This is a genomic window from Pseudomonas sp. CG7, from assembly GCF_023701885.1.
GTDB lineage: Bacteria > Pseudomonadota > Gammaproteobacteria > Pseudomonadales > Pseudomonadaceae > Aquipseudomonas > Aquipseudomonas zanjanensis.
Genome location: NZ_JABAEE010000022.1, coordinates 13,795 through 28,518, shown reverse-complemented (window position 1 = coordinate 28,518; position 14,724 = coordinate 13,795). Strand labels below are relative to the sequence as shown.

Annotated in this window: 2 protein-coding genes; both read right to left on the bottom strand. The window is 65.2% G+C overall.

The genetic code is table 11. The features are described from left to right. A partial coding sequence (locus tag HGO40_RS11745) for a condensation domain-containing protein (RefSeq protein ID WP_250963132.1) occupies positions 1 to 2,087 on the bottom strand: 2,087 nt, incomplete at its 3' end. Next, positions 2,088 to 14,648, bottom strand: a complete 12,561-nt coding sequence (locus tag HGO40_RS11740) for a non-ribosomal peptide synthase/polyketide synthase (protein WP_250963131.1) — start codon at positions 14,646 to 14,648, stop codon at positions 2,088 to 2,090. Between the last annotated feature and the right edge of the window lie 76 nt (positions 14,649 to 14,724).

The window sequence follows — 14,724 nt, the reverse complement described above, 5'->3', positions numbered from 1 at the left end:
TAATGGAACAGGCTCCAGACATCCTGCGCGCCGAAGTTGAACCAGGGTTCGGTGGCCTCGAACAGGCGCAGCACGTTGTGGTGCGGCAGTAAGGTGCCTTTTGGATTACCGGTGGAGCCGGAGGTGTAGATCACGTAGGCGAGGTTCGCGGCGTCCATTGCTACGAGCGGATCGCTGTCGGCGAACGCGCTGACGTCGGCGTCCAGCAGCAGCGTCTGCACGCCGTCCGGCACCGGTAATTGATCGACCAGGGCCGCTTGAGTCAGCAGCAAGCGAATGCCGCTGTCCTGCATCATGTAGGCCAGACGATCCTGGGGATAGGTCGGGTCCAGCGGCACGTAGGCGCCGCCGGCCTTGAGGATCGCCAGCAGGCCCACCAGCATGTCGAAGCCACGCTCGGCAGCCAGTCCAACCAGTACATCCGGGCCAACGCCATGGGCGATCAACTGATGGGCTCGGCGGTTGGCCTGGGTGTTGAGTTCGCCGTAGGTCAGGGTTTGAGTGTTGAAGCGCAAAGCGACGGCATCAGGACGCAAGCGCGCCTGTTCGGCGATGCGCTGATGCAGGCAGGCCTCGCCCGGGAAACTGCGCGGCGCCGGGTTCCACTGGGCGATGTGTTGCTGTTGCTCGGCGGCCGTCAGCAGCGGCAGTTCGCCGATGCGTTGGCGGGGATTGGCGACGATGCCGTGCAGCAGGTTCAGCCAGTGCTCAGCCAGACGTTGCACGGTGCTGGCGTCGAACAGGTCGGTGGCGTAGCTCAGGGACGCGGCCAGCTCACCGTCGGTCTCGTGGGTGTCGAGGGTCAAGTCGAACTGGGCAGTGTGGGAGCTCCAGTCGAGGCTCTCGACCTGCAAACCCGGCAATTGCAGGGCCTGGGCCGTGCCGCTGCTCTGGTGGTTGAACATCACTTGGAACAGCGGGCTGTGGCTTGCCTGTCGCTGCGGGGCCAGTGCCTGCACCAACTGCTCGAACGGCAGGTCCTGATGGGCTTGCGCCCCCAGCGAGGCCTGCTTGACCTGCGCCAGCAATTGCTCGAAAGGCAAGTCGCCCCGCACCTGGGCATTGAGCACCTGGGTGTTGACGAAAAAGCCGATCAGGCCTTCGGTTTCCGGGCGATTACGGTTGGCCACCGGTACGCCGACACGGATGTCCGATTGGCCGCTGTAGCGGTGCAACAAGGCCTGGAACGAGGCCAGCAAGACCATGAACAGCGTCGAGGCTTCGCGCTGGGCCAGTTGCTTCAGGCCCTGGGTCAGCCCGGCGTCGACGGTCAGGTCCAGGCGCGCGCCGCGATGGCTCTGCACCGCCGGGCGCGGGCGGTCCGTTGGCAACGGCAGGACTTCGCCGCCGTCCCCCAGCCGTTCGGTCCAATAGGCCAGTTGCCGCTCCAGCTCGCCGGCCTCCATCCATTTGCGCTGCCAGATCGCATAGTCGGCGTATTGGATCGGCAAGGTCGCCAGGGTCGGCGCCTGACCGCTGCGGTGAGCGGCGTAGAGCTGGACCAGGTCGTTGACCATGATCCGCGCCGACGCACCGTCGCAGATGATGTGGTGCTGGGTCAGCACCAGCACATGATCGTCCGCGGCGAGTTGCAGCAGCTTGACCCGCAGCAGCGGCCCTTGTTGCAGGTCGAACAATCCAGCGATCTCGTCATCGATCAGGGCTTTGAGCACGGCGTCGTCCACTGGCCCCGATACCATCTGGGGCTCGATCGCCAGGCTCAAGCACGCCTGCACCACTTGTTGGGGCCCTTCCGGGCTGTCGACGAACACGGTGCGCAGCACGTCGTGACGGGCCAGCAAGGCGTCGAAACTGCGTTGCAGCGCCGGCAGTTCGAGAGCGCCGCGCAAGCGCAGCGCCGTGGGCACGTGATAGGCGGCGCTGTGGCGGTCCAGTTGCCAGAGGAACCACTGGCGCTCCTGGGCGTAGGACAGGTCGAGCGTCGCGAACTCGTCGCGCATCGCCGGGATCGGCAACGTCGCCAGGCTCATGTGCTTGCTGTGCAGCTTGTGCAGGAACGCTTGCCGTTGGGCGAGCGGTAAACGGATGAATCGCTGAACCAGAGACAGGTTATCGAGCTGAGTCATTCAAAGGGTCTCCAGGTCTGCCAGGAAATCATGCATCTCACTCAGGTCGTCGCTGGAGTGAGGGCTCAGGTGGGCCGCCAGTTGGGCGGCGTAGTCGGCCAGGGACGTGGTGCTGAACAGCAAGTCCAGGGGCACCGCGGCGCCTTGCTGCATTTGCAGGCGCGCCGTCGCTTGCGTCGCCAGCAGGGAATGCCCGCCCAGTTCAAAGAAGTTGTCGTCACGCCCTACCCGTTCGAGCTTGAGCACGTCTTGCCAGATATCAGCGATGCCCTGCTCGAGCGCGCCCTCGGGCGCCACGTAGGTGCGCAGCAGTTGCTGGGCGTCCGGCAGCGGCAGGGCCTTGCGGTCGAGCTTGCCGTTGGGGGTCAACGGGAAGCGTTCGAGTAGCAACCAGTGCGCCGGCATCATGTAGTCGGGCAGCAACGGCGCGAGCTGGGCCTTGAGGGCGTCGCGCAAGGCCGCCAGTTCCGCCGTCCCTGGATGGGCGGCGATCAGGTACGCCACCAACTGCAGGCCGCCCGGCCCTTGTTGTGGCACCACCACCGCTTCGCGGATCGACTCTTGGGCCAACAGGCAGGCTTCGATTTCCCCCAGTTCGATGCGGAAGCCGCGGATCTTCACCTGATGGTCGACCCGGCCGATGTACTCGATCACGCCGTCGCCCCGCTGGCGCGCCAGGTCACCGGTGCGGTACACCCGCGCACCATTGCCGAACGGGTCCGGCAGGAAGCGCTCGGCGGTAAGCGCCGCCCGGTCGTGGTAACCCCGGGCCAGGCCGTCGCCGCCAATCAACAGTTCACCGATGAGCCCGCCCGGGTTCGGCGCGAAGTGATCGCCGACGATATGCAGCGACGTGTTGGCAATCGGCCGGCCGAGGTACGGCAGGCGCTGCTCGGCGGTCAAGCGGTAGGCCGCCGACCAGATGGTGGTTTCGGTTGGGCCGTACAGGTTCCAGACTTCACCGGCGACATCCAGCAACCGCTCCGCCAGGTCCTCGGCCAACGCCTCGCCACCGCACAGGCATTTGCGCCCGGCCAGCAAGGCGGACGCCGGGTGGTCGAGCAGCATGCGCCAGGTCGATGGCGTGGCCTGGACCACGCTGACGTGCTGCTGGTCGATGGTCTTGAGCAGCGCTTCTGGGTCGTGGGCGCTCTGCTTGTCCACCAGCACCACGCAGGCACCGCTCAACAGCGCGCCATAAAGTTCCAGGCCGAAGATGTCGAACGAGAACGTGGTCAGTGACAGCACCCGATCACTGGCGGCGATACCCGGTTCGCGGACCATGCTCGCGACGAAATTCACCAGCGCCCCATGCCGCACCATCACGCCCATGGGTTTGCCAGTGGAACCCGAGGTGTAGATGGCGTAGGCCAAGTGCTCCGCATCCAGGCGCATCGCTGGCGCCTCGCCGGTATAACCGTCGAGCCAGCCGCCCTCCTGGTCCAACACCAATGTCTCAACCCCAACCCCTGTGGGAGCGAGCTTGCTCGCGATGAGGCCCTCACCTTCACCATCAATATTGACTGAACCACCGCCATCGCGAGCAAGCTCGCTCCCACAGGTCAGCGGTAGCTGGTTGAGTTGCGAACGTTGGGTCAACAGCAATTCGATGCCGCTGTCTTCGATCATGTGCGCCAGGCGGTCGGCCGGGTATTGCGGGTCGAGCGGCACATAGGCACCACCGGCCTTCAGGATGGCCAGCAAGGCGACAATCATCTCCACGCCACGCTCCAGGGCGACGCCGACCAATTGATCGGGCCCCACGCCTTGCTCGATCAAGCGATGGGCCAGGCGGTTGGCCCGGACGTTGAGTTCGGCGTAGCTCAGCGCCTGTTCAGCGAACACCAGCGCGGTGGCATCCGGCGTTCGGCGGGCCTGGGCCTCGAACAGGCGATGGACGCAATGCTCATCCGGATAAGCGGCGGCGGTGGCGTTCCAGCCTTGCACCTGCTGGTGGGTTTCACCGCTGTCGAGCAAGCTCAGTTCCCCCAGGGGCCGTTGCGTGCCGTCGGTCATTTGCAGCAGCAAGCGCCGCAGATGCACGCCGATCTGCTCGACCGAGGCCGGGGCGAAACTGGCGCACTGGTAGCTGAACTGCACCGCCAGCTCGGCACCGAGGCTGACCAGCAGGGTCAGCGGGTAATTGGTCTGTTCCAGGTTGTCCACGGCACCGAAACGCAAGCCGTCAGGCGCACCGTGCTCCAGGGCTTCGGAAATCGGGTAGTTCTCGAACACCAGGATGTTGTCGAACAACGCTTCGCCGCCCAGGCCGGCCCAGCGCTGGATATCGAACAACGCCGTATGCTCGAACTCGCGCAAGGCCAGGTTCTGCGCCTGGACGCTGTGCAGCCAGTCGCCCAGCGCCTGTTCGGGACGCGGGCTGGCGATGACCGGCAAGGTGTTGATGAACAGGCCGATCTGCCCCTCGACGCCCACCAGGTCCGCCGGCCGCCCCGCCACCGTCGCGCCGAACGCCACGCTGGCTTTGCCGGTGTAGCGCTGCAAGAGCAACAGCCAGGCCGCTTGCACCAGGGTATTGACGGGCACTTTGGATTCGCGGGCGAATTCGGCCAGGCGTTGGGTCTGCTGCGCATCCAGTTGCACATGATGATGACCGTACAGGTTCGCCGAGACGTCCTGGGCCGGGCGCGCAAACACCTGGGCCAGGCGCACCGGTTCATCCAGCGTGCGCAATTGTTGCGTCCAGAACCCTTCGCCGAGGCTCGCGTCCTGGCGTTGCAGCCAGGCGATGTAGTCGCGATAACGGCCAGCCGGGCGGGCCACGCTGTCGCCGCGGTAGTGCTGCAACACTTCGCCGAACAACTGCGCGCTGCTCCAGCCATCCATCAGGATGTGATGGTTGGTGTAGATCAGGTGATGCCGATCAGTCGCCGTGCGCACCAGCACCAGGCGCATCAGCGGCGCCTGGGTCAGGTCCACGCCTTGGGCGCGCTCTTCATCGGCGAGGGTTTGCAAGGCACCCTCAATCTCCGTCCGCCCGTTCCAGTCGAGCACACGAAACGGCACCTCGACCTGACGCTGGACGATTTGCACCGGCTGCTCCAGGTCGCCCTGCCAGAAGAACCCGGTACGCAGGATGTCATGGGCATCGACCACCGCTTGCCAGGCGGCGCGAAAACGCTGCGGATCGAGACCGTCGACGTCGAGGCGCATCTGGTTGATGTAGTCGCCGCTGCCCTGCCCAAGCAAGGAATGAAACAGCATGCCTTGCTGCATCGGCGACAACGGGTAGAGGTCGTCGATGGCCTGGGGGACTGGGACCAGCGTGTCCAGTTGCGCCTGGGTCAGCCGCGCCAACGGGAAATCCGACGGCGTCACGCCCCGGCGGTGACTGTCGCAGCAATGGGCGATGAGCGCCGTGAGCTCTTGCAGGTAGTCATCCGCCAGGCGCTGGATGGTCGCGGTATTGAACAGCTCGCCGCTGAAGGTCCAGCTCAAGTCCAGCTCGCCGCCGAAGACTTTGCCGTCCAGCGCCAGCGGACTGCCCAGCGGGCCCTGCATGTTCAGCTCTTCACCGCCATGCTCGTCGGTGGGCACGAACAAGGCGTCGTCAGCCGCGGCGAAACTGCCGTCGAACTGGCCGAGGTAGTTGAACGTCAGTTGCGGTTTCGGCAAGGCTTGCAGGGTTTGACGTGCGGCATCATCGCCCAGGTGCGCCAAGGCCCCGAAGCCAATGCCCTTGTTGGGGATGGCCCGCAGTTGTTCCTTGACCTGTTTCAGCGAAGCGCCAAGGTCATCCGCTACCGGCGTCAATCGTGCCGGGAACAGGCTGGTGAACCAGCCGACCGTGCGGGTCAGGTCGATGTGCTCGAACAGCTCTTCACGGCCATGGCCTTCAAGTTGCAGCAGCACACTGTCAGCGCCGGTCCAGCGCACCATCACCCGCGCCAGGGCGGTGAGCAGCAGGTCATTGACCTGGGTGCGATAGGCCGCCGGAGCCTCCTGCAACAGTTGTCGAGTGAGGGTCTTGTCCAGTGAAGAGCGAATGGTCAAGGCTTGGCGATGCTGCCGTCCGCCCTGGGGGTTGTCCCATGGCAACGCCGTGGAGGTGCCTTGCAATTGCTGCTGCCAGAAGCCCATCTCGGCCTGCAGGGCTGCGCTGCTGGCGTAGCCCTGCAACGCTTCGGTCCAGGCCTTGATCGCGCTGGTCTTGGCTGGCAGTTGCACGATTATTCCTACAAGCACCTGCCGATAAGCCGTTTGCAGGTCTTCGACGAGGATCCGCCAGGACACCCCGTCGATCACTAGGTGATGCACGATCAGCAACAGACGCTGGGTGCCATCGGCGAGGTTCGCCAGCACCGCACGGATCAGCGTGCCGCCGTCCAGTTGCAGGCTGCGCTGGGCCTGGTCGCCCAAGGCTTGCAGTGCGACAAGATCGACGACTTCGGCGTGCCAGACACTGCCGTCAGCAACCCCGTCACGGTAGCGCGCCGTCCAGCCGTCAGCCTGCTCGGTGAAGGCCAGGCGCAGGCTGTCGTGGTGCACCACCAGCGCACCCAAGGCCCGCTCCAATGCCTGGGGATCGAGTGCCTCGGTCGGCTTGAGCATCACCGACTGGTTCCAGTGATGACGGGCGGGAATCGGCTGGGCGAAGAACCATTGATGAATCGGCAGCAGTGCGGTTTCGCCGGTCGCGGGTTGCTGGTCGATCAATTGCAGCGGCGCGCCCGTCTGTGCCACGGCGGCCAGCGCCTCGATGGTCTGGTGCTGGAACAGGTCCTTCGGCGTGAAGTGGATACCGACCAGCCGCGCGCGACTGACCACCTGGATCGAGACGATGGAATCGCCGCCCAGTTCGAAGAAGTTCTCCCCCAGGCCCACGCGTTCAAGTTTGAGCACGTCCTGCCAGATCGACACCAGTTGCTGCTCCAGCGCGCTGCGCGGGGCCACGTAGGATTGCTGCAACTGACTGACGTCGGGCTTGGGCAGGTTCTTGCGGTCGAGCTTGCCATTGGGGGTCAGCGGTAGGCGGTCGAGCAGCAGCAGATAGGCCGGGACCATGTGTGCCGGCAGGGTCGCCTTGAGTTGGTCACGCAAGTGCTCGGCGAAATCCTTTTGCACAGTTTCATTGGCAACCACATAGGCCACCAGGCGCTTGCCGCTGCCAGCAGCCCCTTCCTGTGCCACGACCACCGCTTCGCGCACCCCATCGAGGGCTTGCAGGCTGGCTTCGACTTCACCCAGTTCAATGCGGAAGCCGCGGATCTTCACCTGGTTGTCGATGCGGTCCAGGTAATCGAAAGTGCCATCGGCGCGTTGGCGCACCAGGTCGCCGGTGCGGTAGAGCAAGCCGCCGCCCGTGCTGAACGGGTCGGCAACAAAGCGCTCGGCCGTCAGGCCCGGACGGTTCAGGTAACCCCGCGCCAGGCCGGTACCGCCCAGGTACAGCTCACCCGCCATGCCTTGGGGCAGCAGGTTCAAGTCGGCGTCGAGCACGTAGGCGCTGCGGTCACCGATGCGGCTGCCGATGGGCGCATACGCGGCGCCACACGCCACCTCGCGGCCAGCCTTCCAGATCAGCGGGGTGACCACGGTTTCGGTCGGGCCGTAGCCGTTGATGATGAAGTCCGGATCGAGGGCACGCTTGACCCGTTCGAAGCTGGCATTGGGCACCGCATCGCCGCCAAAGCAGTAGATGCGCACCTTCGGCGGGTTGCCTTCGCGTTCGGCGTGTTCGGCCAGTTGCTGCAGGTACACCGGCGGGAACGCCACCACGGTCACGCCGTGCTCGCCCATCGCGCTATAAGTCTGTTCCGGGGTCCACAGGCTGTCGTCGCGAATCAGCAGCGAGGCGCCGTGGGTCAGGCTGGTGAGCCAGCGCTCGTGGGCACCGTCGAAGGCGAAGGACATGAAATGGAATTCGCAATCACTGTCGCGCATCTCGTAGCGCTCGCCGATGGCCTGGCAGTGCATCGCCAGCGGACCGTGGGCCACGCTCACGCCTTTGGGGTTGCCGGTGGAGCCGGAGGTGTAGATCACGTAGGCGAGGTTCTGCGGATCGACGCTGACCGAAGGTGCATCCGCCGATTGCAGGCTCACGTCCAGGCGATCGAGCTCCAGCACCTGGTCGGCACCCTCCAGCGGCAACTGCGCCGACACCCGGGAGTCGGTGAGCAACAGCGCCAGCCCGGAATCCTCGATCAGGTACGTCAGGCGTTCCCGTGGGTAGCTGGTGTCCAGCGGCACATAGGCGCCGCCGGCCTTGAGCACCGCCAGCAGCGCGACGATCACCCCTTCGCTGCGCGGCAGGGCCACGCCAACGCGGGTTTCCGGCCCCACGCCCAGTTCGATGAGCTTGTGGGCCAGGCGGTTGGCGCGACGGTCGATGTCGCCATAGCTGAAACGCTGGCCGTCGAAGATCACTGCCGTGGCGTGGGGCTTGTGCGCCGCCAGATCGGCAATGCGTTGATGTACGGGGATGTCGGTCGGGTACGGCTGCGGATGATTGGCGGCCTGTTGCCGGGCCTGTTCCTCGGCGCTGACCAGGGCGATTTGTCCAAGATGGCGCACGGGGGATTCGGCGAAGCGCTGCAACAGCTGCAACAGATGCGCGCCGATGCCTTCGATGGCCGCTTGGCTGAAATGCGCCCGGTCGAAACTGTAATGCAGCGCTAAGGTCTGTCCGAGCGTCACGGCCACACTCAATGGGTAATGGGTTTGCTCCAGGTGGCTGACGTCGCCAAACACCGCGCCCTGTCCGGCACCTTCTGCCAGGGCCTGGGCAATCGGGTAGTTCTCGAAGACCAGGATGTTGTCGAACAGCGCCTCGCCGCCCTGCCCGGCCCAGCGCTGGATATCCGCCAACGGTGTGTGCTCGAACTCCCGCAGGCTGAGGTTCTGCGCCTGCACGGCTTGCAGCCAGGCACCGACCGTTTGGTCCGGACGCGGCGCGGCGATCACCGGCAAGGTGTTGATGAACAGGCCGACCTGTTGCTCGATGCCCGGCAGATCCGCCGGACGCCCGGCCACGGTGGCACCAAAGGCGACGCTGTCATGACCGGTGTAGCGTTGCAGCAGCAACAGCCACGCCGCTTGCACCAAGGTGTTGAGGGTGACTTTCTGTTGGCGGGCGAACTGTTCCAGGGCCTGGGTACGGGCCGCGTCCAGGGTCTGGAAGTGATCGCCATGGCCGCTGTGGATTTCACTGGCAGACATGACGCGCGCCAATCGGGTTGGTTCTTGCAGGGTGGCCAACTGGCCGGTCCAGAACGTCTCGCCCAGTTGCGCGTCCTGGCGTTGCAGCCAGGCGATGTAGTCGCGATAACGCCCGACATTGGCCTTGGGCAAGCGACCGCTGTAGCGCTGCAATACTTCACCGAGCAGTTGAGCGTTGCTCCAGCCGTCCATCAGGATGTGGTGATGGGTGTAGATCAGGTGCCAGCCCTCGGCCTCGGTCTGCACCAGCACCAGGCGCAGCAACGGCGCCTGGGCCAGGTCGAAACCCGCGCGGCGCTCGGCGTCGGCACGCTCATTCAGGGCCTCGGCGAGGTGATCGCGCCCGCGCCAATCGAGGAGCGTGAATGGCAATTCGACCTGGCGACGGACGATCTGCAACGGCTGCTCGAGGTCGCCCTGCCAGACAAAGCCGCTGCGCAAGCTATCGTGAGCATCGAGGGTGGCCTGCCAGGCCTCGGCGAAGCGCTGTGCATCGATGCCTTGGACGTCCACCCGCAACTGGTTGATGTATTCCCCCGCTGCCTGCTCGTACAAGGTGTGGAACAGCAAGCCCTGCTGCATCGGTGACAGCGGATAGAGATCGTCGAGCTGCCCGGCGGCTACCGGCAGGCTGTCGAGTTGCGCCTGGCTGATGCGCGCCAGGGGGAAGTCCGAGGGCGTGGCCTGGGGCGCTTCCAGCGCGCAGCAATGTTCGATCAACGCCCTCAGTTCGGCGAGGTAGTCAGCGGCCAGGGCCTCGATGGTCTGCTGCTTGAACATCCGCTCGCTGAAACCCCAGTTCAGGGACAGCTCGCCGCCGTAGACCTGGCCTTCCACCGTCAACCAGTTTGCCAGCGGCGCCCGGGCATGCTGCGCCGCGCCACTGCCTTCGCTGGACGGCACGAACAGCGCGCCGTCATCGAACTGCCGGTCGAACTGGCCCAGGTAGTTGAAGGTGATGCGCGGCACCGGCAAGGCCGCCAGTTCGGCACGCACATCAGGTTCGCCCCAATAGCGCAGCACGCCGTAGCCCAGGCCCTTGTCCGGCACGGCGCGCAGTTGTTCCTTGATGGCCTTGACCGATGCACTCAACGCCGGCGCCGGGCTGAGGCTGATCGGGAACAGGCTGGTGAACCAACCGACGGTGCGGGTCAGGTCAACGCCCTCGAACAGCTCTTCACGGCCATGGCCTTCGAGCTGGATCAGCGTGCTGTCCTGGCCGGTCCAACGGCACACCGTAAGGGCCAGGGCCGTCAGCAGCAGGTCATTGACCTGGGTGCGGTAGGCCTTGGGCGCCTGTTGCAGCAGTTGGCGGGTCTGTTCGGCGTCCAGCCGCACTTGCACCTTGCGCTCGTCACGGACCTCCAGCAGCCGCTCGGGGTAGTCGCACGGCAAGCCGTTGCCGGCCGGTGCATGACCCTGGGCGCGCCAGTAATCGAGACTGCCCATGAAGCCATCGAGATGCCCGTGCAGTTGCTCGGCCCATTGTCCATAAGCGCTGGTCTTGGCCGGTACCTGGATCGGCTGGCCGGCCCGCAATTGGCGGTAGAACTGTTGCAGATCGTCCAGCAGCACGCGCCAGGAAACACCGTCTACCACCAAGTGATGGATCGCCAGCAACAAGCGCTGGCTGCCATCGGCCATGTCCACCAGCAAGGCCCGCAGCAGCGGTCCGTCTTCCAGGTCGAGGCTGCGCTGGGCGTCATCGCACAGGGCGTTGAGCTGCTCGACCGACGTCGCCGAGCGCTGCCACACCAGGCTGGCCGTCGACGGCTCGGCATAGGCTTGCTGCCAGTGGCCGTTCACTTGGGTAAAGCGCAGGCGCAGGCTGTCATGGTGCTCAGCCAGACGGGCCAGGGCCGACGCCAATGCCACGGCGTCGAGGTGTTCGCCAGGCACCAGCAACAGCGACTGGTTCCAGTGCTGGCGCTCGGGGATGTCACGCTCGAAGAACCACTGCTGCACCGGCGTCAACGGCACCGCGCCGCGCGCCAAGCCCTGATCGATCGTATGACTGTCGCCCTGGCGCGCGACCAGCGCCAGGCTGCGCAGGGTCTGGTGCTGGAACAGCGCCTTGGGATTGAGCACGATCCCGGCCTGCCGCGCCCGGCTGACCACTTGCATGGAGACGATGGAATCGCCGCCCAGTTCGAAGAAGTTGTCTTCCAGGCCGATGCTGTCGAGGTTCAGCACGTCCTGCCAGATCGCCGCCAGGGCCTTTTCCATCGAGCTATGGGGCGCGACGAATTCACGTTGCTGCTCACTGCCATCGATGGCCGGCAACGCCTTGCGGTCGAGTTTGCCGTTAGGGGTCAGCGGCAGTTCTGCGAGGAACACCAGGTAGGCCGGCACCATGTAGTCCGGCAGGTGTTCACGCAAAGCAGCCTTGAGGGGTTCGCGCAACCGTACCTGGGCGTCGGCCTCCCTCAGCACCGCGGCCTCGCTCGGGACGATGAAGGCCACCAGTTGTTGGCCATGTTCGCCGTCCTGGGCCAGCACCGCCAGTTCGCGCACCTGGGGTTGTTGCAGCAGGCGCGCCTCGATTTCCCCCAGTTCGATACGGAAGCCGCGGACCTTGACCTGATGATCGATACGGCCAACGTACTGCAAGGCGCCGTCGGCCTGGTAACGGGGCAGGTCACCGGTGCGGTACAGGCGTTCGCCGTGGGTGGAGAATGGGTTGGGCACATACTTTTCAGCGGTCATCGCGGCCTGGCCGAGGTAACCCCGGGTGATGCCCGCGCCGCTCAGGTACAACTCTGCCGAGACGCCTTGGGGCACCGGTTGCAGGTCAGCGTCGAGCAGGTAGCTGGCGGTGTGCTTGAGGGGCCGGCCGATGTTCGCCGGGCCGCCGGCGGTGGGGCGAGTCCAGGTGGAATAGGTGGTGTCTTCCGAGGGGCCATAAAGATCGTACACATGCTCAACGCCACCCAACTGTGGGAGCGAGCGTGCTCGCGATGGCGCTCTGTCAGTTGACCCATCAGTGATTGGCACACCGCTATCGCGAGCAAGCTCGCTCCCACAGGTCGGGTGTTGGTAGAGGGTATCCACCAGACTTTGCTTGAGCGGCTCACCGGCCAGGTTGATGATGCGTACGCTGGCCGGGATCTCACCGCTGCGCTGCAACGCGGCAATCGCCGAGGGCACGGTGTTGATCAGGCGCACCTGGTCCCGGGCCGGCAGTTGCGGCAACTCCAGGGCATTACGGGCGATGATCAGCGAGCCGCCGTTGGCCAGGGTCACGAACAGTTCCCACACCGACAAATCGAAGCACACCGACGTGGAGGCGAGTACACCCTGGATGTCGTCGCGGCTGTAGACCGATCGGGACCAGTCGATCAGCGCCAGCACGTTGCGATGGGCAATCGCCACGCCCTTGGGCTGGCCGGTGGAACCGGAGGTGTAGATCACGTACGCGAGGTTGTCTGGCGTGACTTGAGTGGTCGGCGCGCTGAGTGAGTACTGCCCCAACTCGATCCGATCCAGCATCAGCACGGCGGTTTCGGCCGGCACGCTGAGCGTCGCCGCCACCGCCTGTTCTGTCAGCAAGACCCGGGCGCGACTGTCGTCAAGCATGTAGGCCACGCGCTCGGCCGGGTAGTCCGGGTCCAGCGGCACGTAGGCGCCACCGGCCTTGAGCACTGCCAGCAAGGCGATCAGCAGGTGTTCGGAGCGCGGCATCGCCACGCCGACACGGACTTCCGGGCCCACGCCCAGCTCGATGAGCTTGTGGGCCAGCCGATTGGCGCGGCCGTCGAGTTCACTGTAGGTCAGGCGCGTGTTGGCGAAGGTGACGGCCAAGGCATCCGGCGTGGCCTCGGCCTGGCGGGTGATCATCTGGTGGATGCACAGCGCCTGGTCGAACGGCGCGTCCACCGGGTTCCAATCATGGATCAGGCGCTGATATTCATCGGCTTCCAGCAGCGGCAACTCGCCGACGAGCGCGCGATTGTCGTCGACCATGCCTTGCAGCAGCCGCGTCCAGTGCCGGGCCATGCGCTCGACCGTCGCGGCGTCGAACAGATCGTTGGCGTAGGTCAGTGCCGCATGCAGCTTGCCGGCCTTTTCCCAGGTGTCGAGGGTCAAGTCGAATTGCGTGGTGCGGCCCTGCCATTCCAACATCGACAACTCCAGCCCCGAAGCCGTGCGGATACTGGCGATGTCGGCCACTTGCGGCTGGTGGTTATACATCACTTGGAACAGCGGGGTATGGCTGAGGCTGCGTTCCAGTTTCAGGGCTTCCACCAACCGTTCGAAGGGCAAGTCCTGATGGGCCTGGGCGCCGAGGGCGGCTTCCTTGACCGTGCGCAGCAACTCATCGACCCGGGTCTGGCCGCCGAGCTCGGTACGCAACACCTGGGTGTTGACGAAAAAGCCGATCAGCCCTTCGGTTTCGGCGCGATTGCGGTTGGCGATGGGCACACCAACGCGGATATCGGTGTGGCCGGTGTAGCGATGCAGCAGCACGTTGAACGCGCCGAGCAGGAGCATGAACAGGGTGACGCCATGCTGCTGGGCGGTGGTGCGCAGTTGCTCGGCCAGTGCCGGCTCCACGGCGAATTCAAAGCGCGTGCCGCGATAGCTGGGCATCGCCGGGCGCGGGTGATCGATAGGCAGTTCCAGCACGGGATGCTCATCGCCCAGTTGCGCCTGCCAATAGTCGAGTTGACGCGCCTGCTCGCCGGCTTCCAGCCAGCGGCGCTGCCACAAGGCATAGTCGCTGTACTGGATCGGCAAGTCGGCCAGTTGTGGTTCCACCCCCGCCTCATGGGCGTCATAGCAGCGAATGAATTCGTCGATCAGCACGTTCATCGACCAGCCGTCTGAGACGATGTGGTGCAAGGTCAGCAGCAGCACGTGCTCTTGATCATCGAGCTTGAGCAGTTCGACCCGCAGCAACGGGCCGCTGGACAGGTCGAAGGGCTGCAGCGAGTGGGCTTCGGCGGCCTGGCGCACCGCCTGCTCGCGCTCGGCAACCGGCAAGGCGCTGAAGTCCTTGCGGCCTATCACCAGTGCGGCGCTGGAGGGCACTTGCAGGAGGCTGTCGTCGGCCTGGCGCTGGAACACCGTGCGCAGGGTTTCATGACGGGCCACCAGGCTGGCGAAGGCTTGCTCCAGCGCCGACAGGCTCAACGCGCCCTTGAGCCGCACCGCTCCCGGCAGGTTGTAGGCGCCGCTGCCCGGCTCCAGTTGCCAGAGAAACCACATGCGCTGCTGGGCATAGGACAACGCCTGGCGATCCTCGGCCTCGACGCCTTGGGGAATGGGGAAACCGCTGAACTCCACGCCCTCCTTGGCCAACGCGGCCAGGAACATCCGGCGCTTTTCCAGGGGCAACCCGATAAACCGGCGAGCAAGTTTCAAGGCGTCTTCAGCATTCATTTCTGGGGTATCCGGAATCAGTGGGCACAAGGCACAAAGGCAAGTCGTCCCTATGAAACGAATGCAAACCGGAAAA